Consider the following 26,071-nt stretch of genomic DNA (forward strand, 5'->3'; position numbering starts at 1 on the left):
GCGGCGATCTACGGTCGCGGCATGGGACGTGCAGTGGTGATCGGGGCCGGCGGTCAGATCGGGAGGCCGGCGGTGCAGGCGCTGGCGCGGGACGGCTGGGAGGTGACGGCCGTGTCACGCGGCGGCGGCCGGGACGAGGACTGGCCCGGTGAGGTGCGGACGCGGCGGCTGGACCGCGAGGACGACGCGGCGCTCGGCGCGCTGATCGGCGACGGCTGCGACCTCGTGGTCGACCTGGTCGCCTACGGGGCCCGGCACGCACGGCAGTTGACGGGCCTGGCCGGCCGGATCGGCGCGGCCGTGGTGGTGTCGAGCGTGTCGGTGTACGAGGACGGCGAGGGCCGCGGCTTCGACACCATGGGCGAGCCGGACGGCCTCCCGAGGTACCCGGTGCCGATCGGGGAGGACCAGGTGACGGCCCCGCCGGGGGACACCTCGTACAGCACCGGCAAGGTCGCCCTGGAGCGTGAACTCCTGACGGCGGCAGACCGGTTGCCCGTCACCGTGCTGCGCCCGGGCGCGATCCACGGACCGTACAGCCCGCTCCCCCGCGAGCTGTACTTCGTCAAGCGCAACCTCGACGGCCGGCGAAGGCGAGTGCTCGCCTTCCGGGGTGAGAGCCTCTTCCACACGTCGGCGGCACGCAACATCGCCGAACTGATCCGGCTGGCCGCGGCCCGGCCGGGCTCCCGGGTGCTCAACGCCTGCGATCCGCTGCCACCGGCCGTGTCGGAGATCGGGGCCGCCGTGGACGCGGTCATGGGGGTGGCGACGGAGACCGTTCTGCTGGACGGGCCGGCGCAGGGGTCCGTGGGCAGTTCCCCTTGGTCGGTGGAGCTGCCGGTGGTGTGCGACATGTCGGCCGCGGAGCGGGAGCTGGGGTACCGGCCGGTCGTGTCCTACCCGGAGAGCCTGCCCGGGACGGTCGAGTGGCTCGTCCGCCGGTTGTCCGGGCAGGACTGGCGGGAGGCGTTCCCCACCCTCGCCCGCACCTACCCGGACCTCTTCGACTACGCAGCGGAGGACGCCTGGTTCGCGGCCGGGCAGGCATGAGCAAGGGGCGGCCGGTGTCACGGCCGCCCCTCGTCACCGTCGGACGACGGCTAAGGCTTCGGCGTGGCGTGCGGCGCGCACGTCACGTCGGCGGCGTCCAGCTTGCCGGTGAGCAGGTAGCTGTCCACCCGGGGGTTGATGCACGGGTTGACCAGGCTCGTCACACCGTGGGAGCCCGCGTCCTTCTCCGTGATCAGGCGGGAGCCCTTGAACCGCTTGTGCAGCTCCACGGCGCCCTCGTACGGGGTGGCCGCGTCCCGCTCGGACTGGACGATGAGCACACCGGGCAGGCCCTTGCCGGTCTTGACGTTCACCGGTGTCTGCTGTTTGGCCGGCCAGGTGGCGCACGGCAGGTTCATCCAGGCGTTGGCCCAGGTCATGAACGGGTGATCCTGGTGGAGCCGGGTGTTGTCGCGGTCCCACCGCTGCCAGCTGGTGGGCCACTTGGCGTCGGCGCACTCCACGGCCGTGTAGACGGCGTTGCCGTTCTCCGAGGCGGCGTTGCCCGCCGTGTCGGACAGGTCGGGAGCGGCGGCGTCGACGAGTGCCTGGGTGTCGCCGGCGACGTACTTGCTGAAGACCGACGCGGCCGGCGCCCAGGCGGAGTCGTAGTACGGGGCGCTCTGGAAGAAGGAGATGAGCTCGGCCGGGCCGACGATCCCGCCGAGCGGGCTCTTCTTGGCGGTGGCGCGCAGCTGCAGCCACTGCTGCTGGACCTCGGCGCGGGTGTCGCCCAGGTGGTAGGTCGCGTCGTTCTTCGCGACCCAGTCCTGCCAGTCCTTCCAACGGCCCTCGAAGGCGACGTCCTGATCCAGGTTGGCCTGGTACCAGATCTTCTCGCGGGAGGGGTTGACGACGCTGTCGAGGACCATGCGGCGCACGTGGCCCGGGAAGAGCGTGCCGTAGACGGCGCCCAGGTAGGTGCCGTAGGAGACGCCGAGGAAGTTGAGCTTCTTCTCGCCGAGCGCGGCGCGGATGACGTCGAGATCGCGCGCGGTGTTCGGCGTGGTCATGTGCGGCAGCATCCAGCCGCTGCGCTCCTGGCAGCCCTCGGCGTACTCGCGGGCCAGCTTGCGCTGGGCGAGCTTGTCCGCCTCCGAGTCGGGCACCGGGTCCATCTTGGGTGCCTTGACGAACTCCTGCGGGTCCACACAGGAGATGGGCGTCGACTTGCCGACGCCGCGCGGGTCGAAGCCCACGAAGTCGTAGGCCTTGGCCGCGTTGGCCCAGACGGCGTTCTTGTTGGTGACCCGGGCCGGGAAACGCAGTCCGGAGCCGCCGGGGCCGCCGGGGTTGTAGATGAGCGCGCCCTGCCGCTCGGCCTTGGTGCCCGTGTTGCCGATGCGGTCGACGGCGAGCTTGATCTGCTTGCCGTAGGGCTTGGCGTAGTCGAGCGGCACGGTGACGTATCCGCACTGGATCGGCTTGGCCAGATTCCAGTCGGCGGGGCAGTCCTGCCAGTCGATGCCGGCCTTCGCGGCCCGGGCTGCGGCGATCGCGGTGCCTCGGGCCTCCCGGTCCTGGCCGTGGCCACCGCTCGCGTTCGCGTTCGCCGTGGGCGCCGCGACGGCACCGGCTATCAGCGTGGCCGTGACGAGCGCGCCGGCCGAACCGAGCGCCGCCACCCGCCTCTTCGGTCTCGAACCCCTCAAGGGGGACCTCCCCGTACCTCGTTGCGATCAGTACGGGGGATCCTCCCGTTTGTGAGGTCCCTGACAACAGAGGCGGACGTCCTTCTTTGCCAATCCGATAAACGGAGAGCTGGTTCTGCTCTACGGACGTCTACGTCCGCGGGAGTGACGCGAGGGCCTCGTCGAGCAGCCGCCGCAGGCCGAGGGCGTCCGGCGCCACCGCCGTCACCAGCGCGGCGGGCCCGGCGAGCGGCACCACCGAGGCCCCCTCCCCCAGGACCCCGGCGGTTACCGGCGCGGCGGCGAACTCCGGCCGTACGACGATGAGTTGACCGACCGCCCGGCGCCCCGCCAGCACGGCGGGCCCGTCCCAGCCGCCCGGGGCGCCGGGCCCGCAGGCCAGTTCCTGGTCGAGTACGGCCTGCCCGGCCACCCGCACGCTCAGACGGCTCGTGAGCCGCCCGGGTTCCTCACCCACGCGTCCGAGTATCTGCTCCTCGCGCAGCACCAGCCGGGCGGTCGCGGCGAGCTCGACCCGTGTGGCGACATGCAGGTCACTGCCCTGGGCGGAGATCAACTGTTCGGGCAGCCAGTGTAGTTCAGCACCGTCGGCGACTTCGAGCCGGACGTCGTAGCGGGCGTCGCCCTTGGCCTGCCCGGGCAGCGCGATGGTGGCGGCGGCGGATCCGACGGACAGGCACGCTCCCTCCTCCACCCGTGCCTCCACGGTGAAGTGGTCACCGCCGAGCGGTCCGCTCATCGCCCCGACCAGCATGACCCGCGTCTCGGAGCCGGTGGCCCGGGTGCGCCGCAGCGCCAGGGGCCCGTCGCTCTCCAGCACGGGCAGCGAGGTCCCGCCGCGCCCGTCGGCACGGGCGACGATCCGCGCCACGGACCGCACGCCGGCCCCGGAACGCACGCTCACGCGGTCCACGCGGCGAGCTGCGCACGCACCCACGCGGCGACGTCCGCCACTCCGGCCTCGCTCCGCAACGACTGGAAGACGACCGGCAGTTCGGCGCGCTGCGCCTTGGCGTCGGCGGCCATCCGGGCGAGATCGGAGCCGACGTACGGGGCGAGGTCGGTCTTGTTGACGACGAGCAGGTCGGCGGTGGTCACGCCGGGGCCGCCCTTGCGCGGGATGTCGTCGCCCCCGGCCACGTCGATCACGAAGATCTGCGCGTCGACGAGCCCCTTGGAGAAGGTGGCGGTGAGGTTGTCCCCGCCGGACTCCACGAGCACCAGGTCCAGCGGCCCGGCCGCGTCCTCCAGGTCCTCCACCGCTTCCAGGTTCGCGGAGATGTCGTCCCTGATCGCGGTGTGCGGGCAGGCGCCCGTCTCCACGGCGGTGATCCGCTCGGGCGGCAGCACGGCCTCGCGGAGCAGGAACTCGGCGTCCTCCCGGGTGTAGATGTCGTTGGTGACGACGGCGAGCGCCAGTTCGTCCCGCAGCGCCCGGCAGAGCGCGGCGACGGTGGCGGTCTTCCCGGAGCCCACGGGGCCGCCGAGCCCGATGCGGAGCGCTCTGCGGGTGCCGTCGGGGCGGTGGGCGTCCGCGCTGAGGGCGGTGGGGCCGTGGTTGGTGTGGTCGAGGTGCATGTGCGGCTCCTTGGGGGTGGGGGGCGCTGGTGTGAGTGCGGGTGGGTGGGGGCTGGTCGCGCAGTTCCCCGCGCCCCTGAGGGGGTTGGTCTGCACGGCGTTCGGAGGGCGGCTATGAGGCGAACAGCCGTACAGGCCACCCCGCGTGCGCCTCCGCACCGATCTCCAGCAACGGTGCCGATCCCGCCGGCAGGGCGTCGACCCCCTCGTCGACCACCTGCCGGGCCGCCTCCACCGCCCGGTCCGCGACGCGGTCCAGCTCCGGGGCCAGCCTGGCCAGCGCCCGTGTCGCGTCGAAGGGGTCCAGACTGAGCAACCGCACGGTCGCCGACGCGGGCCCGCTCACGCTCTCGTACGCCACGCAGTACGCCGCGTCCACCGGCCCAAGACCCGCCGCCCGGGCCGCCAGCCCCAGCACCACCGGCTGGTGTGCGCCCTTGGGGAACTCCCGCCCGAGCGCGTCCAGTTCGGCGGAGGGCCAGGTGGCCCGCGCGGCGCGCAGCAGCTGACGTCCCAGTTTCCGGGCGGCGACCCGCAGTGCGGGCGACGGGGTTCGCGCGTCCGCGGCGCGGTCCAGCGCGACGGGATCGATCCCGAGCGCCGCGGCGGCGGACAGTCCCGCCGCCGTCAGCCCCGCCGTGTGCAACCGCCCCCGGCAGAATTCCTCCAGGCTGGCCGCCCCACTGATCCGTCCGGCCTTGACCGCCGCCTCGGCCCCGCCGGAGTGCGCGTGCCCTCCGGCGGGGAACCGGCCGTCGGCCAGGACGAGAAGCGCTGCACGCGACATCAGACCACCCTCAGAACAGGAAGTACCGCTGGGCCATGGGGAGTTCGGCGGCCGGCTCCGCCTCGACCAGCTCCCCGTCGATGTGCACGGCGAAGCTGTCGGGGTCGACCCGCACGTCGGGCCGTGCGTCGTTCTCCCGCATGTCGGCCTTGGTCACGCCGCGCGTCGACTCGATCGCCACGAACCGCTTCCCGAGCCCCAGCCGCTCCGGCAGCCCGTGCTCGACGGCCAGTGCGGCGACGAAGTTGAGGGAGTTGGAAGCCGGCGCCCGCCCGATCGCCCCGTACATCGGGCGCGGGAGGATCGGCTGCGGTGTGGGGATCGAGGCGTTCGCGTCGCCCATCTGCGCGTAGGCGATCTGCCCGCCCTTGATGACGAGCTGCGGCTTGACGCCGAAGAACGCCGGTTCCCACAGGACCAGGTCGGCCAGCTTGCCGCTCTCGACGGATCCGATCTCGCGGGCCAGGCCCTGGGCGAGCGCGGGGTTGATCGTGTACTTGGCGACGTAGCGACGCACCCGGCGGTTGTCGGCGCGTCCGTCGCCGGGCAGCGCGCCCCGCCGTCGCTTCATCACGTGCGCGGTCTGCCAGGTGCGCATGACGACCTCGCCGACACGCCCCATGGCCTGGGAGTCGGAGGAGATGATCGAGATCGCGCCCAGGTCGTGCAGGACGTCCTCCGCGCCGATCGTGGAGGGGCGGATCCGGGATTCGGCGAAGGCCAGGTCCTCCGGCACCGCCGGGTTGAGGTGGTGGCACACCATCAGCATGTCGAGGTGCTCCTCGGCGGTGTTGACGGTGAACGGCCTGGTCGGGTTGGTGGAGCTGGGCAGCACGTACGACTCGGAGACCACGGTCATGATGTCCGGCGCGTGCCCGCCGCCCGCACCCTCGGTGTGGTACGCGTGGATGCCCCGCCCGGCGATGGCGGCGAGTGTGTCGCCCACGAAACCGGCCTCGTTGAGGGTGTCGGTGTGGATGGCGACCTGGATGCCGGTCCGCTCGGCGACGGTCAGCGAGGCGTCGATGACGGCCGGCGTCGACCCCCAGTCCTCGTGCAGCTTCAGGCCGAGGGCACCGCCGCGGATCTGGGACAGCATCGCCTCGTGGGAGACGGTGTTGCCCTTGCCGAGCAGGCCGATGTTGAGGGGGTGGGCCTCCATCGCCTCCAGCATGCGCGCGAGGTGCCAGGGGCCGGGGGTCACGGTGGTGGCCTTGGAGCCTTCGGCGGGGCCCGTGCCGCCGCCGACGAGGGTCGTGATGCCGGAGGACAGCGCCTCGTCGGCGATCTGCGGGCAGATGAAGTGGACGTGCGCGTCGATCGCTCCGGCCGTGAGGATCCGCCCGTTGCCGGCGATGATCTCGGTCTCGGGGCCGATGACCAGGTCCGGGTGGACGCCGTCCATGGTGTCGGGGTTGCCTGCCTTGCCGATGCCGGTGATCCGGCCGTCGCGGATGCCGACGTCGGCCTTGACGATTCCCCAGTGGTCGATGATCACCGCGCCGGTGATGACGGTGTCGGGGGTGCCGTCCGCCCGTGTGGCACGGGCCTGGCCCATCGACTCGCGGATGACCTTGCCGCCGCCGAACACGGCCTCGTCACCGGCGCGTCCCGGGCCGCCGGAACGGTCATCCTCGATCTCGACCAGCAGGTCGGTGTCGGCGAGGCGGATCCGGTCGCCGGTGGTCGGGCCGAACAGGTCGGCGTAGGCGGCACGCGAGATCTCAGGCATCGAGGGCACCTCCGGTCTCCCCGCGCAGACCGGGCACCACGCGGGCGCCCGCCAGCGGAACGAGTTCGACCTCGACGGGGATCCCGGGCTCGAAGCGCACGGCCGTGCCGGCGGCGACGTTCAGCCGCCTGCCGTGCGCGGCGGCACGGTCGAACTCCAGGCCGGGGTTGGCCTCGGCGAAGTGGTAGTGGGAGCCGACCTGCACGGGCCGGTCGGCTGCGTTGAGGACGGTGATCCGGACGGCGTCGCGGCCCTCGTTGTAGGCAATCGGCCCGTCGGCGAACAGGATCTCTCCGGGAATCACGGCGGCCTCCCCGTCAGACGATCGGCTCATGGACGGTGACGAGCTTGGTGCCGTCGGGGAAGGTGGCCTCGACCTGGACGTCGTGGATCATCTCCGGGATGCCGTCCATGACGTCGTCCCTGGTGAGGATCTTGCGTCCGGAGGACATGAGCTCCGCGACGGTCCGGCCGTCCCGCGCGCCTTCGAGGATGTGCGACGTGATGAGCGCGACCGCCTCGGGGTGGTTGAGCTTCAGTCCCCGGGCGCGGCGCTTCTCGGCCACGTCGGCCGCCACGTGGATCAGCAGTCGTTCTTGCTCGTGCGGGGTCAGTTGCACGTCCCACCTCACAGTCCTCGCTCCGGGCCGTGCGGGGCCCGGCTGCCGCGGCCACGGGGCAAAGTGCCAGGTGGCGTGGAGCGGCAGGCTAGTTGGACCGCGTTTCGGGCACGTTAACCGAGCTGTGATCCACCGGTAGCGGTGCCCTCGGCCCGCATGGTGGTCAGCGCCCGCAGACCGTCCTGGAGGACCTCGACCGGTGCCGGTCCGAAGAGGGACTGCTGGGCGATGAAGCCGAGGACGCAGGCGATCATCGTGCGGGCCACATGGTCCGGAGTCACGTCGGTGCGCATCATCCCGGCCCGCTGGTAACCCTCGACGATCTCCCCCCAGGCAGCGCGGACCGAGCCGTAGCCCTCCCGCAGGATGAGCGCCAGCTCTTCGTTGCGCAGGGTCTCCGTCCACACCTGGATGACGAGCCGCGGAAAGGCGGGGCGGCCGTCGACGACCAGGGACTCACGGGCGGCGAGCGTCTTGCCGAGGACCGAGGCGACGAGTTCGTCCGGCGGCGGGGGCGGACTCAGGCGCACCGCCTCCTCGAAGGCCTCGCGGACCGAGCCGAGCACCTCGGCGACGATCGCGCCGATCAGCTCCTCCTTGCCGCTGAAGTAGCGGTACACCGCACCCGCCGAGAGGTCGACCTCCTTCAGCACGTCCTGCATGGACGTGGCGTGGAAGCCGTTGCGGGCGAAGCACAGCGCGGCGCCGTCGAGGATCTGGCGGCGGCGGGCGTCGAGATGTTCCTGGGACACGCGAGCCATGGTCACAACGTAAAACGAATATTCATTCTTGACAAGGCGCCGCGAGCGGAGCACGGTGAGAGCAGAGCAAAACGAACGATCCTTCTTTTTAGCTCTCCGGTCCGCTCACCCCAGGAGATCCTCATGCCTTCCCGCAACCGCCATGCGATCGCGGTCGTCGTCCTCGTGCCCGTCCTGACCGCCCTCGCCCTGTGGGCGTTCGCCTGGCCGGCCTCCCGTATCGCGCCCCGCGACCTGCCGCTCGGCGTGGCCGGACCGCCGACCGCGGCGGCCCAGGTCGAGAAGCAGCTGGAGCAGCACGAGGGCGCCTTCGAGATCTACCGCTACGCCGACGAGGCCGCCGCCCGGGACGCCATCGAGGACCGGAGCGTGTACGGCGCGATCGTGGTCACGCCGCAGGGGCCCGAACTCCTCACGGCGTCCGCGGCCGGCCCGGCCGTCGCGCAGTTCCTCCAGCAGGCCGTGGGGCAGCAGGCCGCCGCCGGGGGCGCACAGGTCAAGACGGTCGATGTCGTGCCCGCTCCGGCCAGTGATCCGCGTGGCGCGGTGCTGAACGCCTCCGCACTGCCGCTCGCCCTGGCCGGCATCGCGGCGGGCGCGCTGGTCACCCTGCTGGGGCTGCGCGGCATCCGGGCCGGGCTCGCACTGCTCGGCGCGTCCGCCCTGGTCGGCATGGTGGCGGCCGGAATCGCCCACAGCTGGCTCGACGCACTCGGAGGCGACTGGTGGGCGGAAGCGGGTGTGCTCGGCCTGTGCACGCTGGCCATCGGCAGCGCCGTCGCCGGGCTTGCCGCCCTGCTCGGCACCGCCGGCATCGGCATCGGCGCCGCCACGGTGATGCTGCTGGGCAACCCCTTCTCCGGCGCCACCTCGGCCCCGCAGATGCTGCCGGAGCCGGCCGGCGCGATCGGACAGTGGCTGCCGCCCGGCGCGGGCACGACGCTGCTGCGATCGGTGTCCTTCTTCGACGGTGCGGCGGCGACCGGACCCGCGCTGACCCTGGCGTGGTGGGCGGCGCTGGGCCTGGGCGCCGTACTGCTCGGCAGCTCGCTCAAGGCACGGAAGACGGGCACCGAGCCCGCGGCCGACCACCGGGAGCTCTCGGCCGTCGGCTGACCGGCACCCTCCTGGAACGACCGTGCGTCCCCGCCGTAGCGGACGGGGACGCACGGTCTTCCGTGTGTGCGGTCCGGCCCTAAGCCGGGCCGGCCCTGCGGTGCTCCGCCGCGATGCCGAACCGCTGGGGTTCTCCAGGAGCGGACGCGACCTCACGGACCGCGGAGACCGCACTGATCACCTGCTCCTCCGCGGACTCCGCGAGCTCCCGGGCCTCTTCGAGTCGCCGCAGGTCATCGGCCGAGACGAGGGCGACGAGGGGCTTGCCGTGCCGGGTGACGACGACGCGTTCGCCGCCGTACACCACGCGGTTGATCAGGTCGGCGAGCTCAGCCCTGGCTTGCGTCACCGGAATCTCGTAGGCCATGCCCCCATCCTACCGTGACGTACGTCCTGTACATTTTTTACAGAGACGGCCGTCGCCGGAGACGGCTGCGCCGCGAGGAGGGGTTCGTCATGACCCGACCGTCCGCCCGCCACGTGCTGCCCGGGTTCACCGAACGCACGACGTCCGGGCAGCGCACGATGGATCCGTACTCGAAGCTCCTGGAGGAGCGGATCGTCTTCCTCGGGGCGCCCGTGGACGAGACCTCGGCGAACGACGTCATGGCCCAGTTCATGCACCTGGAGCACCAGGCACCGGAGCGGGACATCTCGCTCTACATCAACTCCCCCGGCGGCACCTTCCACGCGCTGACGGCGATCTACGACACCATGCAGTACGTCTCCTGCGACGTGGAGACGATCTGCCTGGGCCAGGCCGGTGCCGCCGCCTCGGTGCTGCTGGCGGCGGGCACGCCCGGCAAGCGATTCGCCCTTCCCGACGCCCGTCTGGTGATCCATCAGCCCGCACTGCCCGAGCCGGTCCGGGGGCAGGCCGGTGATCTGGCGATCCAGGCCGACGAGTTGACACGCATCCGGGGCCGGATGGAGGAGCTGCTCGCGCTGCACACGAGGCGCACCCGGGAGCAGGTGAGCGAGGACATCGAGCGGGACAAGATCCTCACCGCCCGGGAAGCGGTGGAATACGGCCTGGTGGACGGGATCATCCCCAGCCGCAAGGCCACCCTCGCCCCTCCGACCGGACGGTGAGGCCCCGTGCTCCCGCCCGAACTGCCGCCACTGCCCGCCCTGACGCGCGCCGAGGCGGAACTCATCGACCGTTACCTCGACGTCGTCGACCTGCTCGGCCGTATCAACCCGGCCCAGGACGGCGACACCTACCGAGGACTGCGCGCCGCCCAGGCCCTGGTCGGCAAGGCGGCAGCGCTGCGCGACGCGTTGACCCTGATGCATCAGCGGGGCGAGACGGAACTGCACGCCGGCACGCTGGCCCGGGCGCTGCGGGTCCTGGACGGCGAGCGGCGCACGGCCCGGCTCACCCTGCCCCCGGAGTCCGTCAGTTGACGCGAAACCGTCGGTCCGGCCAACCGCTCTGTCGCCGGAGCGTCCGGACCTGAGTTGAAACGGACCAAAAGACGTACCCCTGTTCGGAGTAGGCAGGAGACCAATTTTGGGACCGTTCCGGTTGCGCAACGCGTGTAGCCCCCGGACGGAATGGGGCATTCCACCGCTGGTCCGGGGGTCCGCGAATGCATGGACAGTGGCTCGAACGCACACGTGTCCACCCGAACGGGTGAGTGGTGAGTAACAACACAAATCCCCGGTTCCGTTGGGAAATCCGGACAGGCATGCGCCAAGATCCCTGTCTGACGACAAGCCCCCGCCGCTGTGGCGGGGCGATCCGGGCGGACGCCGAGTCCTGCCGCCGCCCGGATGACCGGTCGACAGGAGTGGATCGGCAGGAGTGGAGGACCCAAGCACGACGGGTCGCCGGGACGGTCACGCCATGACCTGGCCCGAGCAGCCCTTGGGGTGAAGCCGCGTCAGCGGCCGGGCAACTTCGCCAGCCCGAATCCGACAGGTCATCCTTCACAGGCGGCTGACGAAGGGTTGCGCATGACTGCGCTCAATCGTGTCCCGTCGCTCATGGTCCGGGCCGGCACGGCCTCGGCGCTCACCATCGCCGCCGTGGGCGGCTCGATCGTGGCGCCCGGCTTCACCTCCGAGGCCGCGGCAGCCACGCCGGCGACCAAGGCACTCCAGATAGCGGCCTCCAAGAAGGGTTCGCCCTACAAGTACGGGGCCACCGGTCCGCACCGGTTCGACTGCTCCGGGCTCACGCTCTACTCGTTCAAGAAGGCCGGCAAGAAGCTCCCCCGCACGGCTGCCCAGCAGTACAACAAGACGCGCCACATCTCCGCCAAGAACCGCAAGGCGGGCGACCTCGTGTTCTTCCACTCGGGCAGCAACGTGTACCACGTCGGTATCTACGCGGGTAAGAACAAGCTCTGGCACTCCCCGAAGAGCGGGGACGTGGTGCGGCTGCAGAAGATCTGGACCAAGAGCGTCTGGTACGGGCGCGTGAAGTGATCCGCCCGGCGTGCGGCGGCGTCCTGACGCGCCGCCGCACGCCGGAGCGTGACACGGGCTCACGTGGATACCCGTGACCCCATGGCCGAGCACCGTCCCTGCACCGCGCGCAACGAGACTCCGCTGCAACGCGCCGACCGCAACTTCGTGGAGTTGCTCCAGGAACTCCGCGTCACCCAGACGGGCGTGCAGATCCTCTTCGCCTTCCTGCTGTCGCTGGCCTTCACCTCGCGCTTCGAGGACCTCGACACGGTCCAGCGCGTCACCTACGTCATCACCCTGCTGCTGGCGGTCCTGGCCGCCGCGCTCTTCACCGCACCGGCCGCGCTGCACCGCTCCCTCTTCCAGCAGGGCGCCAAGCCCCGCATCGTGCAGGTCTCCTCACGCCTGGCCACCACCGGCCTGAGCGTGCTGGTGTTCGCGTTCAGCGGTTCCGTGCTGCTGGTGGTCGACGTGACCACGGGCCGGGCCGGTGGTATCGCCGCGGGCGCCGCGACGTTCCTGGTCTGTGCCGGCCTGTGGGGGCTGCTCCCGCGGCTGGTGCGGCGGGCGGGGCTGCGCGAGGAGGCGGACGGTACCGGGGAGACCGCCGACGAAGAACCGGACCAGGGCGACGTGAAGGTCCCCGCGCCGCTGCGGCACACCGTCAGGCAGCCGTCGGGGCTTCGAGGGGCGGCAGCACACCGGGAGGCGTCGGCACGGCACCGGTGACGGGCTCACACTCCGGCGGGTCCAGGGGCTCGGAGCGGGGATCGCAGCCGTGGGGGTGGCCCGGATGCAGGTCGCGCGGGCCGGGGTGCGTGGAGGGCACCCGATGGGGAGGTGTTCGGGGCCTTGCCGGGAGCGGCTACGGCTCCTGCTGCACCGCGGTCGTCAGCGGCTGCGCCGGGACGGCCCACGGAAGTTCGATCGAGATGGTCTTGCCGCCCTCACGGGTGGGGCGGATGCGGAGTCTGCCGCCGCATTCCGCGGTCAGCCAGCGGATGATGACCAGGCCGCGGCCGTTGTCCTGCTGAACGGCGGCGGGCAGGCGTCTGGGGAAGCGCGGATGGCTGTCCGTGACACCGATGCGCAGGTGCTCGTCGCGGTCGAGCTCGACGTCCACGGTGAACGTGGGTGACTGGCCGAAGGTGTGCTGCACGGCGTTGGTGGCGAGTTCGGAGATGATGAGCCGGACGGTGTCGGACACTTCCGTGTCCGCCGGCAGGCCCCACTCCGCCAGCGTGCCCACCACGTAGGCGCGCGCTGCGGAGACCGAGGCTGGATCGCTCGGCAGAGTGACGGATGCTTCCAAATGGTCTGCCATGGCGACGTCGTCCCTTTCCCACGGGACCGCAGCCCGACACGGAGCGGATGGTTCGAGTACGGTCCCGGACTGGTGCTTCGTCGCCAGAGTGCCACCAGAACACCCGCGAAGGGCGGCGATCCACCAAGATATGCATATATCTGTCGCTCAAAGCGGTGAACTCTGCGACGCGAGACCGTATTTGGGTGGCCCTGAAGGAGTAAGGAGGAGCCATGCAGCACGGTCCCGCGGTGCGCCGACGGAAGCTGGGCGCCGAACTGCGTGCGCTGCGCACCTCTGCGGGGCTCACGAGCGGTGAGGCGGCCCGGCTGGTGGGCTGGCACCAGTCCAAGGTCAGCCGGATCGAGACGGGCACGAGCGGGGTGAAACCGGCCGACGTCCGGTTACTTCTCGACGCCTACGACGTGGCGGACCCCCAACTCCGCGAACTGCTCATGGCGTTGACGGGCGCGGAGGACAGCGGCGGCCGGCACCACTGGTGGCACGCCTACCGCGGGGTACTGCCGCCGACCTACCGCGACTTCATCAGCCTGGAGTCCCAGGCCGGCGCGATGCGCACGCTGGAGACCACGGTCGTGCCGGGACTGCTGCAGACGCCCGAGTACGCGCGTGCGGTGACGCGGGCGGCGGTGGAGGGGCTGCCGGAGGACCGGCTCGACACGCTGGTCGAAGTGCGGCTGGCCCGGCAGGACGTGCTGCGGGCCGACCCCCCGCTGAGACTCAGCGCCGTCCTGGACGAGGCCGTGCTGCGGCGGGAGGTGGGCGGGCCCGGGGTCATGGCCCGCCAGCTGGAACGGCTGGTCGAGGCGGCCCGGCTGCCCCAAGTGCGCCTCCAGGTGCTGCCGTTCGCCGCCGGGGCGCACATCGGTGTCACCGGCCCTTTCGTTATCTTCTCATTTTCGAGCACATCTGATCTGGATGTGGTTGTTCTCGACCACTTGACGAGTAGCCTCTACCTCGAACGGAAAGAAGACCTCCGGGCCTACACGGAGGCCTTCAACGCCCTTCAGATCCACGCCCTTTCGCCCGAGGACTCGTTGGATTTCATCGCCGGGACAGTCGCCGGCGCGTAAGGAGGCACCATGCGTGCACTGCCTCGTCACGTCCCCTCAAGCATCGAACTGCACAGTGTGCGGTGGTTGCGCAGCAGCTACAGCACCGGCGCGAACAACTGCGTCGAGACCGCGCGTCCGGACGCCCCGCCCTGGGCCGGACTGCTCGCCGTGCGCGATTCCAAGACCCCGTCCGGACCCGCACTGCTCTTCTCCCCGGGGAGCTGGGCCGCGTTCGCGGCCGGGGTGGACCGCATGTAACCGCGTCCGGTCAGACCGTCATCGTGCGACGCACGGCCGTGTCACGCCGACTCATGGCCGCGTCTCGCCGATCAGCCGTACAGCGCGTTCGATCTGCTGACCGGTCAGGTCGGCGCGTGCGGTCAGCCTGAGCCGTGAGATGCCGTCGGGCACGGAGGGAGGACGGAAGCACCCCACGGCCAGGCCCGCCACGCGGCACCGTGCCGCCCAGTTCACGGCGTCCTCGGGAGAGGGCGCGCGCACCGAGACCACCGCGGCGTCCGGACGCACCGCTTCCAGACCCGCGGCGGTCAGGCGTTCGTGCAGTTCGCCCGCCACCGCGCGGGCCCGTGCCGCCCGTTCCGGTTCCCGGCGCAGCAGCCGCAGGGCCGACAGGGCCGCCCCCGCGGCGGCGGGCGCGAGTCCCGTGTCGAAGATGAACGTCCGGGCCGCGTTGACCAGGTGGTCGACGACCCGGGCGGGGCCGAGGACGGCTCCGCCCTGGCTGCCCAGCGACTTGGACAGCGTGACGGTGGCGACGACGTCGCCGGCGCCCGCGATTCCCGCCGCATGCGGGGCGCCGCGACCGCCGTCGCCGAGGACGCCCAGGCCGTGGGCGTCGTCGACGACCAGCCCCGCGCCGTGCTCCCGGCAGGCCTCGGCCAGGGCGGTGAGGGGGGCCGCGTCCCCGTCCACCGAGAAGACCGTGTCGGACACGGTGATCGCCGTGCCCTCGTGGCCGGCCAGGGCCTTGCGCACGGCGTCCGGCTCGGCGTGCGCCACCACCTGGGTGGTGGCGCGGGCCAGCCGGCAGCCGTCGATGAGCGAGGCGTGGTTGCCCGCATCGGAGACGATCAGGGAGCCGTGCGGGGCCAGCGCGGTGACCGCGGCGAGGTTGGCGGCGTAGCCGGAGGAGAAGACGAGAGCCGCCTCGAAGCCGCAGAAATCGGCCAGTTCCCGCTCGAGTTCGGTGTGCAGTTCGGTGGTGCCGGTGACGAGCCGGGAGCCGGTCGAGCCGCCGCCCCAGTCCCGCGCGGCCCGGGCGGCGCCCTCGGTGACCTCGGGGTGGCGGGCCAGCCCGAGGTAGTCGTTGCTCGCCAGGTCGAGGAGCGGGGAATCGGCCGGACGGGGGCGCAGAGTCCGTACGAGTCCGGCGCGGGCGCGCAGCTCCGCCTGCTCGTCGATCCAGCCGAACGCCATGGGTGGTCCTCCGGGGAATTTGTAGGCAGTGCACAGACACTAGCGGGACGACCAGCAGGTCAGTGTGTGGCAATACCCACACCTCGAAGCGACTCTCTTGTGCGAACTCTCCTTGGCCCCGGACGCCTCCTTAGGACAGGATCGGCTTCCATGGACCTGCTGAACACGCTGGTGGACAAGGGGCTTCGGCGCGAGCTGCCGACCCGCGACGAGGCACTGGCCGTCCTCGCGACGTCCGACGACGACCTGCTCGATGTGGTGGCCGCGGCCGGAAAGGTGCGCCGGCACTGGTTCGGACGGCGGGTGAAACTGAACTATCTGGTCAACCTCAAGTCGGGCCTGTGCCCCGAGGACTGCTCGTACTGTTCGCAGCGGCTCGGCTCGACGGCCGGGATCCTGAAGTACACCTGGCTGAAGCCCGGCCAGGCGTCCGACGCGGCGGCGGCCGGTGTGGCCGGAGGGGCCAAGCGGGTGTGTCTGGTGGCGAGCGGACGCGGCCCGACGGACAAGGACGTGGACCGGGTCTCCGAGACGATCAAGGCGATCAAGGACAACAACGAGGGCGTCGAGGTGTGCGCCTGCCTCGGACTGCTCTCCGAGGGCCAGGCGGAGCGGCTGCGCGAGGCCGGGGCCGACGCCTACAACCACAACCTCAACACGTCCGAGGCGACGTACGGCGAGATCACCACCACGCACACCTACGAGGACCGCGTCGACACCGTGCAGAAGGCGCACGCGGCCGGCCTGTCCGCCTGCTCCGGGCTGATCGCCGGTATGGGCGAGACGGACGAGGACCTGGTCGACGTCGTCTTCTCGCTGCGCGAGCTGGACCCGGACTCGGTTCCGGTGAACTTCCTGATCCCCTTCGAGGGCACCCCGCTCGGCAAGGAGTGGAACCTGACCCCGCAGCGGTGTCTCAGGATCCTGGCCATGACGCGGTTCGTCTGCCCCGACGTCGAGGTGCGGATCGCCGGCGGGCGCGAGGTCCATCTGCGCACGATGCAGCCGCTCGCCCTGCACCTGGCCAACTCCATCTTCCTCGGCGACTACCTCACCAGCGAGGGCCAGGCCGGCAAGGCCGACCTGGAGATGATCGCGGACGCCGGGTTCGAGGTGGAGGGCACCGACCAGGTGACACTGCCGGAGCACCGGGCGTCCGGAGGCTGCGGCGGTGGCGGCGAGGGCGGCGGGTGCGGCTCGCAGGAGAGCGGCGGGGTCTGTGGTTCCGCCGGTACGGCGGCTCCTGCCCGGGCCGACGAAGCGCGGACCGACCTGGTCGCCGTGCGCCGCCGGGGCGCCGGGACGGACCTCGCTCCCAATGCCTGAGCCGTCCGTGACCGAGCTGCTGGAGCTCGACCGGCGGCACGTGTGGCATCCGTACGGCCCGATGCCCGGGCGGCAGGAACCGCTCGTCGTGGAGTCGGCGAGCGGGGTGCGGCTGCGGCTCGCCGACGGCTCGGGGGAACTGGTCGACGGGATGTCGTCCTGGTGGTCGGCGATCCACGGCTACAACCACCCGGTGCTCAACGAGGCCGCACACGAGCAGCTCGGGCGGATGAGCCACGTGATGTTCGGCGGGCTCACCCACGAGCCCGCCGTACGGCTGGCGAAGCTCCTTGTCGACATGTCGCCCGAGGGCCTGGAGCATGTGTTCCTCGCCGACTCGGGGTCGGTGTCGGTCGAGGTCGCGGTCAAGATGTGCCTCCAGTACTGGCGTTCGCTCGGCCGCCCCGGCAAGCAGCGGCTGCTGACGTGGCGCGGTGGCTACCACGGCGACACCTGGCAGCCCATGTCGGTCTGCGATCCCGAGGGCGGGATGCACGAGCTGTGGACCGGGGTGCTCCAGCGCCAGGTGTTCGCCGGTCCTCCCCCGGCGGAGTACGACGAGGCGTACGCCGAACAGCTGCGGTCGCTGATCGAGCGGCACGCCGGCGAACTGGCCGCGGTGATCGTCGAGCCGGTGGTGCAGGGCGCGGGCGGGATGCGCTTCCACTCCCCCGCGTATCTGCGGGTGCTGCGCGAGGCGTGCGACGCGCACGACGTGCTGCTGGTGTTCGACGAGATCGCGACGGGATTCGGCCGTACGGGCGCGATGTTCGCGGCGGAGCACGCGGCCGTGACGCCGGACGTGATGTGCGTGGGCAAGGCGCTGACCGGCGGCTATATGACCATGGCGGCGACGCTGTGCACCGCGCGGGTGGCGGACGGCATCTCGCGCGGCGAGGTGCCGGTCCTCGCCCACGGCCCGACCTTCATGGGCAATCCGCTGGCGGCCGCGGTGGCCTGTGCCTCGATCGGGCTGCTGCTCGGTCAGGACTGGCTCGCGGAGGTCAAGCGGATCGAGACGGGCCTGCGGGACGGGCTCGCGGCGGCCTCGGGGCTGCCGGGCGTGAAGGACGTACGGGTGCTCGGCGCCATCGGGGTCGTGCAGCTGGACCACGCCGTGGACATGGCGGCGGCGACGGCGGCGGCCGTGCGCGAGGGCGTGTGGCTGCGGCCGTTCCGCGATCTGATCTACACCATGCCGCCGTACGTCACGGGCGACGCGGACCTGGCGCGGATCGCGCGGGCCGTGTGCGCGGCGGCGCGGGAGGGATGACATGCCGGTACTGGTGATCACGGGCACGGGCACGGAGGTCGGCAAGACGGTGGTGACCGCCGCCGTCGCCGCGACGGCGGGGGCCGCCGGCCGGTCGGTGGCCGTGCTGAAGGCCGCGCAGACGGGCGTGGGGCCCGGCGAGCCCGGGGACGCCGCCGAGGTGGCGCGCCTGGCGGGCCCGGTGACCACGGCGGAACTCGCCCGGTATCCCGAGCCGTTGGCGCCGGCCACGGCAGCGCGCCGGGCAGGCCGGACCCCGGTCCATCCGCACGAGGTCGCGGAGGCGGCGGCCAAGCTGGCCACCGAGCACGACCTGGTGCTGGTCGAAGGGGCCGGCGGGCTGCTCGTCCGGTTCGACGCGGCCGGCGGCACTCTCGCGGACGCGGCACGGCTGCTGTCGGCGCCGGTGCTGGTGGTGGCCCCCGCGGGGCTCGGCACCCTGAACGCGACGGAGCTGACGGCACGTGAACTGCGCTCCCGGGGGCTGGACCTGGCCGGGATCGTGATCGGGAGCTGGCCCGACGCCCCGGACCTCGCCGCCCGCTGCAATCTGGCGGACCTGCCGGACGTAGCCGGGGCCCCACTGCTGGGCGCCGTCCCGGCCGGGTCGGGCGCCCTGGCCCCAGCCGCCTTCCGAGCGGCCGCACCACACTGGCTGGCGCCGCGGCTGGACGGCTCATGGGACGCGGAGGCGTTCCAGGTCCGGGAGGCTCCAGGGGCGTTCTGACCGACCGGCGCGCGCGGTGAAGCCGGCGCGGCCGTGACCAGGAGCCGGCCCACCGCCCCGGATCCCACCGCCCGACGCCATCTGACGGACCCGCCGGCGGCGGCCGGGGCGCCGTCCCGGCCGGTGTCGGGCGCCCCGGAGGCCTTCCGGGTGCGGGACGCTCCCGGGTGTTCCGAGCATCCGGCGGGCGTGCGGTGAAACCGGCGCGGCCGTGACCAGGAGCCGGCCCACCGCCCCGGATCCCACCGCCCGACGCCATCTGACGGACCCGCCGACGGCGGCCGGGGCGCCGTCCCGGCCGGTGTCGCGCCCCGGAGGCCTTCCGGGTGCGGGACGCTCCCGGGTGTTCCGAGCATCCGGCGGGCGCGCCTTGAAACCGGTGCGGACGTGATCGCGTGTTGAACTACGAACGTGATCACCTCTGAAGGGACCACCGTGAACGCGAATACCCCACGCCCGTCCCGCCGTACGGCCCTCGCGCTGGGCACGGCCGCCGCCCTCGCGCTGGGCGGTGGCACCGCCCACGCCTTACCCGCCACCGGCGGCGTCACCGCGCGGCTGCGGGAACTGGAGCAGGAGCACACCGCACGGCTGGGCGTCTACGCCCGCAACATGCGCACGGGCCGGACGGTGACGTACCGGGCCGACGAGCGGTTCCCCATGGCCTCGGTGTTCAAGACGCTCGCGGCCGCCGCCGTGCTGCGCGACCTCGACCGCGACGGCGAGTTCCTGGCCCGGCGCGTGCACTACACGCAGGAGTACGTCACCAAGTCGGGCTACTCCCCCGTCACCGAGGACCACGTCGCGACCGGCATGACCGTCGGCGAACTGTGCGACGCCACCATCCGCTTCAGCGACAACACCGCGGGCAACCTGCTGCTCAAGGAACTGGGCGGGCCGACCGCGATCACGCGCTTCGCCCGCTCGATCGGTGACCGGGTCACCCGGCTGGACCGCTGGGAGCCCGAACTCAACTCCGCGGAGCCGTGGCGCGTGACCGACACGACGACCCCGCGCGCCATCGGCCTGACCTACGCCCGGCTCGTGCTCGGCTCCGCCCTGGAGCGAAGGGACCGCGCGCGGCTCACGGACTGGCTGCTGCGCAACACCACGAGCCTTGAGAGGTTCCGCAAGGGTCTGCCGGCCGACTGGCTGCTCGCCGACAAGACGGGCGGCGGGCGGTACGGCGGCAACAACGACGTGGGCATCACCTGGCCGCCGGACGGCCCGCCGATCGTGATGTCGGTGCTGACCACGCAGCCGGAGGAGGACGCCCCGGCCGACAACCCGCTGGTGGCCGGCGCCGCGGCCCTGCTGGCGGCGGAACTCGCCTAGCGTGGCGGCCGGCGGCAGGTCGTTCGACACCTGGCTGGTGAGCGGCGCGCTCGGGGTCGCCGGTCTGCTCGCCCTGCACTCCGCCGTGCCCAACGGCATCGGGCGGCTGGGGAGCCTGCTGGAGACCTTCCTGCCGTGGCTGGGGGCGGCCGTTCCCGTGCTCGCCTGCGCCGCCCTCGTCCTGCGGTCGTGGGCGGGGCTGCTCGCCTGCCTGGCACCCGGGACCGTATGGCTCTGGATGTTCGGTGGCGTGTGGTTCTCCTCGCCCCCGGGCCCGTACAACCTGACCGTCGTCCAGCACAACGTGGCCGACGACAACGCCGACCCCGCCGGTACCGCCCGGGCCCTCCTCGCCACCCGCGCCGGCCTGATCGCCGTGGAGGAGCTGACGCCCGCCGCACGGCCCGTCTACCAGCGCGTCCTGGACGCCTCCCACCCGCATCGGGCCGTCCACGGCACGGTCGGGCTCTGGTCGGCGTATCCGCTGTCGGACGTGCGGCCGGTGGACATCCGGCCGGAGGGCTTCCCGGAGAGCTGGCGGCGGGCTCTGCGGGCCACGGTGTCCGCGCCCGGCGGCAGGATCGCGGTGTACGTGGTCCATCTGCCGTCCGTGCGCCTGGGCCCGACGGGGCTCGCCTCGGCGGCCCGTGACGAGAGCGCGACCCTGCTCGGGGCCCGGATCGCCGCCGACCCGGCCGGCCGGTTGCTGGTGGTGGGCGACCTCAACGGCACGGTCCAGGACCGCGGCCTTTCCCCGCTCACCTCCCGGCTGCACGCTCCGCCCTCGGGGTTCGCGTTCAGCTGGCCGGCCGGCCTGCCGGTGGCGAGGATCGACCAGGTGCTGGCGCGCGGGGCCGAGGTGACGGACGTGTCGGCACTGGAGGCGACCGGCAGCGACCACCTCCCGGTGCTGGGCCGCGTACTCCTGCGGTAGCCGGCAGGGGTGCGCAGGGCCCATCGCGGGGAGAATCCGGGTGAAGCCGGCCTCACAGGGAGGTTTTCGATGCCGCTCCGCTCCGGCAAGGTGCCCCGGGACGCCGTGCACCATCCGCTGTTCGCCCGCTGCTACGCCCGGGCCAGTGTGGCCGCCGAGACCCGGATGGGCATGGGCCCGATCCGCGAAAGACTCCTCGGCGGGCTGTCCGGGCGGGTGATCGAGATCGGCGCGGGCAACGGGCTGAACTTCGCGCACTACCCGGGCACCGTCGCGGAGGTCGTCGCCCTAGAACCGGAGCGGCGGCTGCGGCACCTGGCCGTGGAGGCCGCGCTGCGCGCCGAGGTGCCGGTGGACGTCGTGCCGGGTGCGGCCGAGGCACTGCCGGTCAAGAGCGAGGGATTCGACGCGGCGGTGGTGTCGCTGGTGCTGTGCAGCGTGCGGGACGTGCCCCGGGCGCTCGGGGAACTGCGGCGGGTGCTGCGGCCGGGCGGCGAGGTGCGGTTCTTCGAGCACGGCCGGGGCGGCGGCCGGGCGATGGGTTTCACGCAGCACGCGCTGGACCGGACGGTGTGGCCGCTGGTGAGCGGGGGCTGCCATGTGGCGCGGGAGCCGGTCCGGGCGCTGCGGGACGCCGGGTTCGAGCTCGGCCCCTACCGGCGGGTGCTCATGCCCGAACAGGGGCCGACGCTGCCCACCTCGTACTGCGTGCTCGGCACGGCATGGCGCCCTGCCGAAGGGTGAGTCACAGGCTCCACCGGCGCAGCTCCCGCTCGATGTCCCGGACGGACGCCTCGCCGCTCTTCACCAGCCGGGCCAGGTCGCGGACCTGCTCGGGCGAGGTGACCACCTTGACACCGCTGGCGACGAGGTAGGCGTAGGCGACGGCGGAGGCGAACAGGGCATTGGAGCGCTCCAGCGCGGGGACGTGCAGCAGGAGCTGGAGCAGGGCGGCGGCCCGGGCGTACGGGCTGTCGTAGACGGGGACGTCGAACACGGTGGCCCGGTGGCGAGCGACGGCGGCGACGAGCGCTCCCCAGTCGGTGACCTGGGGGTCTCCGGGGGTCTTCTGCTCGGCGAGCATCAGCAGCCAGGCGAGGTCGATCTCGAGGTTGTCCAACGGTTCAGCGGCGACCTTCGCGCGCGCCCTCGCGATCCTCGCCCGCCCTCGGCTTCGCTCGAGCGGGGGCAGCCCCTTCGAACTCCTCGGCGAAGACGGACTCGTACTGCTTCATGAAGTCGGCGGCGGCCTCCACGAAGGTGTGGCCCACCTCGCCGGTGTCCTGCTTGACCAGTTCCTCGATGTAGCGGTTGACGCTCATCCCGCGGGCCAGGGCGCGTTCACGGGCGGCGCGGGCGGTGCCCTCGTCGACGCGCACGTTCAGCTGGGTCTTCGCCATACCTCGAAGCTAGCGCCCAGGTGCTAGCACCGGCAAGGGCGAGTCCGACCCGCGGAGGATACCGAGTGTGGGCCGGGTCACATTACCCTCGGGCAGAGCCAGGAGGTCCTGACGTCCACCCCGAGGAGGCGGCCTTGTCCACACCTGCTGCGGAGCACGCTCCCGGCCTCGCGCCGGCCGACGGGATCGCGGCCCGGGCCCGCGGTCTGACCAAGGCGTACGGCTCGGGCGAGACGGCCGTGCTCGCGCTCGACTCGGTGGACGTGGACGTCGTCCGGGGCAGGTTCACCGCCGTGATGGGCCCCTCCGGCTCCGGGAAGTCCACGCTGATGCACTGTCTGGCCGGGCTCGACACCGTCTCGGCCGGTCAGGTGTGGCTCGGCGACACGGAGATCACGGGGCTGAGGGAGCGGGAGCTGACGCAACTGCGCCGCGACCGGATCGGGTTCATGTTCCAGTCGTTCAACCTCATCCCGACCCTGAACGCCCGGGAGAACATCACCCTGCCCATGGACATCGCGGGCCGGAAGCCCGACGAGGCGTGGCTGGACCGGGTGATCGACACGCTGGGCCTGCGGGACCGGCTCGGGCACCGGCCGTCGCAGCTCTCAGGCGGGCAGCAGCAACGGGTGGCCTGCGCCCGGGCGCTGGCCTCCCGGCCCGAGCTGATCTTCGCGGACGAGCCGACCGGCAACCTCGACTCGCGCGCCGGCCTGGAGGTGCTCGGCTTCCTGCGCGAGGCGGTGGACGAGCTCGGGCAGACCGTCGTCATGGTCACCCACGACCCGGGGGCGGCCGCCCACTCGGACCTGGTGCTCTTCCTCGGGGACGGCCGGATCGTCGACGAGATGCGGCGCCCCACGGCGGAGGCGGTCCTGGAGCGGATGAAGAGGTTCGACGTGGTCCGCACCCGCTCCGAGGACGCCGGCGCCCCGGTGTCGTCCGAGGAGAACTGAGCCCGTGCTCAAGGCGACCCTGCGGAGCTTCCTGGCGCACAAGGGGCGGCTGCTGCTCTCCGCGCTCGCCGTCCTGCTGTCCGTCGCGTTCGTCGCGGGCAGCCTGATCTTCTCGGACACCGTCAGCCGCACGTTCGACCGGCTGTTCGCCTCCACGGCGGCCGATGTCACGGTCAGCCCGAAGGAGGACCTCGACGAGGCGGTGCCCTCCGGCCGGACGGCCACCCTGCCGGCCTCGCTCGCCGAACGCGTCCGGCGGATCGACGGCGTCGCGGCCGCCCGTGCCGACGTGGAGGTGAGCGGCCTCACCGTCGTCGACAAGGCGAACAAGCCGGTCGGCCCGACCACCGGGGCGCCGACGCTCGGCAACGCCTGGAACCCGAACGAGCGCAGCCCCGAGGAACTGACCTCGGGCCACGCACCGCGCGGTCCCGCCGAGGCGCTGCTCGACTCCGAGACCGCAGGCCGCAGGGACGTGCGCATCGGCGACACCCTCACCGTCATCGCGCCTCCCGGATCGTTCCAGGTCCGGGTGGTCGGCATCGTCACCTTCAGAACCACGAACCCCGGCTCAGCGCTGATCTACTTCGACACGCCCACCGCGCAGACGAAGCTGCTGGGCCGGCCGGGGACGGCCACCGCCATCTCGGTCGACGCGGCGGAGGGCGTCGGCGACGGCCGGCTCAAGCAGCGGGTGGCCGACGCGCTCGGCGCGCACACCTACGACTTCAGGACGGCCGGCGAGCAGGCCGAGTCGGACGTCGAGCAGCTGGGCGGGTTCCTCGACGTCATCAAGTACGTGATGCTCGGCTTCGCCGGGATCGCCGTGCTGGTCGGCGTGTTCCTGATCGTCAACACCTTCTCCATGCTCATCGCCCAGCGCACCCGCGAGTTGGGGCTCCTGCGCGCGCTGGGCGCCGGCCGGCGCCAGGTCCGGAACTCGGTGCTCACCGAGGCCCTGCTGCTCGGGCTGGTCGGCTCCACGCTGGGGCTCGCCGCGGGCATCGGGCTCGCGGCCGGGCTGATCGGGCTGATGGGCCTGCTCGGCATGAACATCGACGCCGACGAGATGGAGATCGGCTGGGTCACACCGGTGGCGGCCTACGGCGTCGGGCTCGGCGTCACCTTCATCGCCGCGTACCTCCCGGCGCGGCGGGCCGCGGGCGTGTCGCCGATGGCCGCGCTCTCGGACGCCGAGGTCGCCGGGGTGGGCCGGCCGCTGCGGGTGCGCGCGGTGGCGGGCGCCGTCGTCGGGGTGGCCGGTGCGGCGGCGCTCGCGGGCTGCGCGGTGTCGCGGCAGACGTCGTCGGCGGCGTCCCTGCTGGGGCTCGGTGTGGTGCTCACCCTGATCGCGACCGTGATCGCCGGGCCGCTCCTGGTGCGCCCGGTGATCCGGGTGCTGGGCGGGGCCTTCCCGGCGCTGTTCGGGTCGATCGGCCGGATGAGCCAGCGCAACGCCCTGCGCAATCCCCGCCGTACCGGGGCCACAGCCGCCGCCCTGATGGTGGGGATCGCCCTGGTGGGCGGGATGTCGGTGGCGAGCGAGTCGATGACCGCGTCGTTCGACCGGCAGATCGACAAGACGCTGGGCGCCGACTTCGTGGTCCAGAACTCCAACTTCCAGCCGTTCCCGCGGGAGGTGACCGAGAAGGTGCGCGGCACCGAGGGCGTGGGCCTGGTGGTGCGCGGGCGGTTCACACCCGTCGCGGTGCGGCTCCCGGACGGCGACCGGGTGGAGACCACGGCCGCGGGCTACGATCCGCGGCTCGACGAGGTCGCGAACATCACCTACGCGCAAGGGGACTCCGCGGCCGCGCTCGCGCGTGGGCGGCTCGCCATGGACCGGGACTTCGCACGCGACCACGGCGTGCGGGTGGGCAGCACCCTCCCCGTGGAGTTCCAGGGCGGACGCTCGGCCGAGCTGACGGTCGGTGCGCTCACCGACCAGGACTCCGCCGAGGGGTTCGGCACCCAGGGCGGGCTGTTCTTCGGCATGGGCACCCTGGAGCGGTACGCGCCGGGCGGGCAGGACTCCGCGCTGTACGTCAACGCCGCCTCCCGCACCGGCGACGGCGAACTGCGCGCGAACCTGGAGAAGACCCTGGATCCGTACCCGCAGGTGCAGGTGCGGGACCTGGCCGACTACAAGCAACTGGTCCAGGACCAGATCGCCGTCCTGCTCTACCTCGTGTACGCGCTGCTCGGGCTGGCGATCATCATCGCCGTGCTCGGCGTGGTCAACACCCTCGCGCTGTCGGTCGTCGAACGCACCCGGGAGATCGGCCTGTTGCGGGCGATCGGGCTGGCCCGGCGGCAGCTGCGGCGGATGATCCGGCTGGAGTCGGTGGTCATCGCGGTGTTCGGAGCGGTCCTGGGGCTGGTTCTGGGGCTGGTGTGGGGGGTGTGCACGCAGCAGGTGCTGGCGCTCCAGGGCATGACGGCCCTGGCGATCCCCTGGCTGACGATCGTGCTGGTGGTGGTCGGCTCGGCGGTGGTCGGGGTCGTGGCGGCGCTGCTGCCGGCGTTGCGCGCGTCCCGCATGAACGTCCTGGCGGCCATCGCGCACGAGTGACGTCCGGATGGTGAAACG

At 72.4% G+C, this 26,071-nt stretch carries 29 protein-coding genes; 16 read left to right on the plus strand and 13 right to left on the minus strand.

Annotation, left to right across the window (positions count from 1 at the left end; genetic code table 11):
* The first annotated feature begins 21 nt into the window (after positions 1-21).
* The gene (locus OO68_RS07000; RefSeq protein ID WP_209442552.1) at positions 22-1,053 is read left to right on the plus strand and encodes an NAD-dependent epimerase/dehydratase family protein; all 1,032 of its coding nucleotides are present in this window, start codon (positions 22-24) and stop codon (positions 1,051-1,053) included.
* Positions 1,054-1,103: 50 nt separating this feature from the next.
* Here OO68_RS07000 and OO68_RS07005 read toward each other — a convergent pair whose 3' ends face one another.
* The 8 genes from OO68_RS07005 to OO68_RS07040 all read right to left on the minus strand — a co-directional run bounded on the left by OO68_RS07005 (position 1,104) and on the right by OO68_RS07040 (position 8,183).
* Complete coding sequence (locus tag OO68_RS07005; RefSeq protein WP_033307246.1) at positions 1,104-2,705, minus strand: alpha/beta hydrolase; 1,602 nt, start codon at positions 2,703-2,705, stop codon at positions 1,104-1,106.
* A gap of 130 nt (positions 2,706-2,835) precedes the next feature.
* Positions 2,836-3,609 carry an urease accessory protein UreD gene (locus OO68_RS07010; protein WP_403548409.1) on the minus strand — a complete coding sequence of 258 codons (774 nt, stop codon included), beginning with the start codon at positions 3,607-3,609 and terminating at the stop codon, positions 2,836-2,838.
* Positions 3,606-4,283 carry an urease accessory protein UreG gene (gene ureG / locus OO68_RS07015; protein ID WP_033307247.1) on the minus strand — a complete coding sequence of 226 codons (678 nt, stop codon included), beginning with the start codon at positions 4,281-4,283 and terminating at the stop codon, positions 3,606-3,608. The genes OO68_RS07010 and ureG overlap by 4 nt, the downstream gene beginning before the upstream one ends.
* Before the next feature lie 112 nt (positions 4,284-4,395).
* The gene (locus OO68_RS07020) at positions 4,396-5,070 is read right to left on the minus strand and encodes an urease accessory protein UreF (RefSeq protein ID WP_033307248.1); all 675 of its coding nucleotides are present in this window, start codon (positions 5,068-5,070) and stop codon (positions 4,396-4,398) included.
* A 10-nt stretch (positions 5,071-5,080) separates the two neighbouring features.
* Positions 5,081-6,802, minus strand: coding sequence for an urease subunit alpha (locus tag OO68_RS07025; protein WP_033307249.1), 1,722 nt, complete (start codon positions 6,800-6,802; stop codon positions 5,081-5,083).
* Positions 6,795-7,106 carry an urease subunit beta gene (locus OO68_RS07030; protein WP_033307250.1) on the minus strand — a complete coding sequence of 104 codons (312 nt, stop codon included), beginning with the start codon at positions 7,104-7,106 and terminating at the stop codon, positions 6,795-6,797. Before OO68_RS07030 ends, OO68_RS07025 begins: the two co-directional genes overlap by 8 nt.
* Positions 7,107-7,119: 13 nt before the next feature.
* Positions 7,120-7,422 (minus strand): urease subunit gamma, encoded by a 303-nt coding sequence (locus OO68_RS07035; protein WP_033307525.1) that lies wholly within the window; start codon positions 7,420-7,422, stop codon positions 7,120-7,122.
* 113 nt (positions 7,423-7,535) lie between these two features.
* Positions 7,536-8,183 (minus strand): TetR/AcrR family transcriptional regulator, encoded by a 648-nt coding sequence (locus OO68_RS07040; protein ID WP_033307251.1) that lies wholly within the window; start codon positions 8,181-8,183, stop codon positions 7,536-7,538.
* Between the two features lie 123 nt (positions 8,184-8,306).
* On the opposite strand from OO68_RS07040, the gene OO68_RS07045 reads away from it, so the two are divergent.
* Positions 8,307-9,299: an ABC transporter permease gene (locus OO68_RS07045; RefSeq protein WP_033307252.1), complete on the plus strand. Its 993-nt coding sequence runs from the start codon at positions 8,307-8,309 to the stop codon at positions 9,297-9,299.
* 79 nt (positions 9,300-9,378) lie between these two features.
* On the opposite strand, the gene OO68_RS07050 is transcribed toward OO68_RS07045, so the two are convergent.
* Positions 9,379-9,666, minus strand: a complete 288-nt coding sequence (locus OO68_RS07050; RefSeq protein ID WP_033307253.1) for a type II toxin-antitoxin system Phd/YefM family antitoxin — start codon at positions 9,664-9,666, stop codon at positions 9,379-9,381.
* Positions 9,667-9,755: 89 nt separating this feature from the next.
* Between OO68_RS07050 and OO68_RS07055 the strand changes: the two genes are divergently transcribed.
* The 4 genes from OO68_RS07055 (at position 9,756) to OO68_RS07070 (ending at position 12,443) form a co-directional block, all read left to right on the plus strand.
* Positions 9,756-10,391 carry an ATP-dependent Clp protease proteolytic subunit gene (locus OO68_RS07055; RefSeq protein ID WP_033307254.1) on the plus strand — a complete coding sequence of 212 codons (636 nt, stop codon included), beginning with the start codon at positions 9,756-9,758 and terminating at the stop codon, positions 10,389-10,391.
* Between the two features lie 6 nt (positions 10,392-10,397).
* Entirely contained in the window at positions 10,398-10,706 is a 309-nt protein-coding gene (locus OO68_RS07060; protein WP_033307255.1) for a hypothetical protein, read from the plus strand.
* A gap of 552 nt (positions 10,707-11,258) precedes the next feature.
* Positions 11,259-11,732 (plus strand): C40 family peptidase, encoded by a 474-nt coding sequence (locus OO68_RS07065; RefSeq protein ID WP_033307256.1) that lies wholly within the window; start codon positions 11,259-11,261, stop codon positions 11,730-11,732.
* Between the two features lie 81 nt (positions 11,733-11,813).
* On the plus strand, positions 11,814-12,443 hold the full coding sequence (locus OO68_RS07070; protein ID WP_033307257.1) for a DUF6328 family protein: 630 nt from the start codon (positions 11,814-11,816) through the stop codon (positions 12,441-12,443).
* A 136-nt stretch (positions 12,444-12,579) separates the two neighbouring features.
* On the opposite strand, the gene OO68_RS07075 is transcribed toward OO68_RS07070, so the two are convergent.
* Positions 12,580-13,038 (minus strand): ATP-binding protein, encoded by a 459-nt coding sequence (locus tag OO68_RS07075; RefSeq protein ID WP_033307258.1) that lies wholly within the window; start codon positions 13,036-13,038, stop codon positions 12,580-12,582.
* 212 nt (positions 13,039-13,250) lie between these two features.
* Between OO68_RS07075 and OO68_RS07080 the strand changes: the two genes are divergently transcribed.
* Both OO68_RS07080 and OO68_RS07085 read left to right on the plus strand, forming a co-directional pair.
* Positions 13,251-14,111: a helix-turn-helix domain-containing protein gene (locus OO68_RS07080; RefSeq protein ID WP_033307259.1), complete on the plus strand. Its 861-nt coding sequence runs from the start codon at positions 13,251-13,253 to the stop codon at positions 14,109-14,111.
* Positions 14,112-14,120: 9 nt separating this feature from the next.
* Positions 14,121-14,351 carry a DUF397 domain-containing protein gene (locus OO68_RS07085; RefSeq protein WP_033307260.1) on the plus strand — a complete coding sequence of 77 codons (231 nt, stop codon included), beginning with the start codon at positions 14,121-14,123 and terminating at the stop codon, positions 14,349-14,351.
* 51 nt (positions 14,352-14,402) lie between these two features.
* On the opposite strand, the gene OO68_RS07090 is transcribed toward OO68_RS07085, so the two are convergent.
* Positions 14,403-15,530 (minus strand): 8-amino-7-oxononanoate synthase, encoded by a 1,128-nt coding sequence (locus OO68_RS07090; RefSeq protein ID WP_033307261.1) that lies wholly within the window; start codon positions 15,528-15,530, stop codon positions 14,403-14,405.
* A 150-nt stretch (positions 15,531-15,680) separates the two neighbouring features.
* Here OO68_RS07090 and bioB point away from each other — a divergent pair, with 150 nt between their 5' ends.
* The 6 genes from bioB (at position 15,681) to OO68_RS07120 (ending at position 21,869) form a co-directional block, all read left to right on the plus strand.
* A complete protein-coding gene (bioB, locus tag OO68_RS07095; protein WP_033307262.1) occupies positions 15,681-16,856 on the plus strand; it encodes a biotin synthase BioB in 1,176 nt (391 codons plus the stop codon).
* Positions 16,849-18,129 (plus strand): adenosylmethionine--8-amino-7-oxononanoate transaminase, encoded by a 1,281-nt coding sequence (locus OO68_RS07100; protein ID WP_033307263.1) that lies wholly within the window; start codon positions 16,849-16,851, stop codon positions 18,127-18,129. Before bioB ends, OO68_RS07100 begins: the two co-directional genes overlap by 8 nt.
* Before the next feature lies 1 nt (position 18,130).
* On the plus strand, positions 18,131-18,856 hold the full coding sequence (gene bioD / locus OO68_RS07105; RefSeq protein WP_033307264.1) for a dethiobiotin synthase: 726 nt from the start codon (positions 18,131-18,133) through the stop codon (positions 18,854-18,856).
* A gap of 435 nt (positions 18,857-19,291) precedes the next feature.
* Entirely contained in the window at positions 19,292-20,191 is a 900-nt protein-coding gene (gene bla / locus OO68_RS07110) for a class A beta-lactamase (protein WP_033307526.1), read from the plus strand.
* A 1-nt stretch (position 20,192) separates the two neighbouring features.
* Entirely contained in the window at positions 20,193-21,125 is a 933-nt protein-coding gene (locus tag OO68_RS07115; protein ID WP_033307265.1) for an endonuclease/exonuclease/phosphatase family protein, read from the plus strand.
* 69 nt (positions 21,126-21,194) lie between these two features.
* A complete protein-coding gene (locus OO68_RS07120) occupies positions 21,195-21,869 on the plus strand; it encodes a class I SAM-dependent methyltransferase (protein WP_033307266.1) in 675 nt (224 codons plus the stop codon).
* Position 21,870: 1 nt separating this feature from the next.
* Here OO68_RS07120 and OO68_RS07125 read toward each other — a convergent pair whose 3' ends face one another.
* Together OO68_RS07125 and OO68_RS07130 are read right to left on the minus strand one after the other, a co-directional pair.
* Positions 21,871-22,245, minus strand: a complete 375-nt coding sequence (locus OO68_RS07125; RefSeq protein ID WP_033307267.1) for a hypothetical protein — start codon at positions 22,243-22,245, stop codon at positions 21,871-21,873.
* Between the two features lie 4 nt (positions 22,246-22,249).
* Positions 22,250-22,525: a hypothetical protein gene (locus tag OO68_RS07130; RefSeq protein ID WP_033307268.1), complete on the minus strand. Its 276-nt coding sequence runs from the start codon at positions 22,523-22,525 to the stop codon at positions 22,250-22,252.
* A gap of 134 nt (positions 22,526-22,659) precedes the next feature.
* On the opposite strand from OO68_RS07130, the gene OO68_RS07135 reads away from it, so the two are divergent.
* On the plus strand, positions 22,660-23,481 hold the full coding sequence (locus tag OO68_RS07135; protein WP_033307269.1) for an ABC transporter ATP-binding protein: 822 nt from the start codon (positions 22,660-22,662) through the stop codon (positions 23,479-23,481).
* Between the two features lie 4 nt (positions 23,482-23,485).
* Positions 23,486-26,053: an ABC transporter permease gene (locus OO68_RS07140; protein WP_033307270.1), complete on the plus strand. Its 2,568-nt coding sequence runs from the start codon at positions 23,486-23,488 to the stop codon at positions 26,051-26,053.
* Positions 26,054-26,071 lie beyond the last annotated feature (18 nt).

Origin of the sequence: Streptomyces iakyrus (assembly GCF_000717055.1) — a bacterium.
In the GTDB taxonomy this organism is placed as follows: domain Bacteria; phylum Actinomycetota; class Actinomycetes; order Streptomycetales; family Streptomycetaceae; genus Streptomyces; species Streptomyces iakyrus.

Coding starts and splice junctions, on each gene's coding strand:
- OO68_RS07085 (WP_033307260.1), top strand. CDS start 14,121: ATGCGTGCACTGCCTCGTCACGTCCCCTCAAGCATCGAACTGCACAGT.
- OO68_RS07065 (WP_033307256.1), top strand. CDS start 11,259: ATGACTGCGCTCAATCGTGTCCCGTCGCTCATGGTCCGGGCCGGCACG.
- OO68_RS07100 (WP_033307263.1), top strand. CDS start 16,849: ATGCCTGAGCCGTCCGTGACCGAGCTGCTGGAGCTCGACCGGCGGCAC.
- OO68_RS07130 (WP_033307268.1), bottom strand. CDS start 22,525: ATGGCGAAGACCCAGCTGAACGTGCGCGTCGACGAGGGCACCGCCCGC.
- OO68_RS07120 (WP_033307266.1), top strand. CDS start 21,195: ATGCCGCTCCGCTCCGGCAAGGTGCCCCGGGACGCCGTGCACCATCCG.
- OO68_RS07020 (WP_033307248.1), bottom strand. CDS start 5,070: ATGTCGCGTGCAGCGCTTCTCGTCCTGGCCGACGGCCGGTTCCCCGCC.
- OO68_RS07070 (WP_033307257.1), top strand. CDS start 11,814: ATGGCCGAGCACCGTCCCTGCACCGCGCGCAACGAGACTCCGCTGCAA.
- bioB (WP_033307262.1), top strand. CDS start 15,681: ATGGACCTGCTGAACACGCTGGTGGACAAGGGGCTTCGGCGCGAGCTG.
- OO68_RS07055 (WP_033307254.1), top strand. CDS start 9,756: ATGACCCGACCGTCCGCCCGCCACGTGCTGCCCGGGTTCACCGAACGC.
- bioD (WP_033307264.1), top strand. CDS start 18,131: ATGCCGGTACTGGTGATCACGGGCACGGGCACGGAGGTCGGCAAGACG.
- OO68_RS07080 (WP_033307259.1), top strand. CDS start 13,251: ATGCAGCACGGTCCCGCGGTGCGCCGACGGAAGCTGGGCGCCGAACTG.
- OO68_RS07090 (WP_033307261.1), bottom strand. CDS start 15,530: ATGGCGTTCGGCTGGATCGACGAGCAGGCGGAGCTGCGCGCCCGCGCC.
- OO68_RS07050 (WP_033307253.1), bottom strand. CDS start 9,666: ATGGCCTACGAGATTCCGGTGACGCAAGCCAGGGCTGAGCTCGCCGAC.
- OO68_RS07040 (WP_033307251.1), bottom strand. CDS start 8,183: ATGGCTCGCGTGTCCCAGGAACATCTCGACGCCCGCCGCCGCCAGATC.
- ureG (WP_033307247.1), bottom strand. CDS start 4,283: ATGCACCTCGACCACACCAACCACGGCCCCACCGCCCTCAGCGCGGAC.
- OO68_RS07045 (WP_033307252.1), top strand. CDS start 8,307: ATGCCTTCCCGCAACCGCCATGCGATCGCGGTCGTCGTCCTCGTGCCC.
- OO68_RS07025 (WP_033307249.1), bottom strand. CDS start 6,802: ATGCCTGAGATCTCGCGTGCCGCCTACGCCGACCTGTTCGGCCCGACC.
- OO68_RS07075 (WP_033307258.1), bottom strand. CDS start 13,038: ATGGCAGACCATTTGGAAGCATCCGTCACTCTGCCGAGCGATCCAGCC.
- OO68_RS07000 (WP_209442552.1), top strand. CDS start 22: ATGGGACGTGCAGTGGTGATCGGGGCCGGCGGTCAGATCGGGAGGCCG.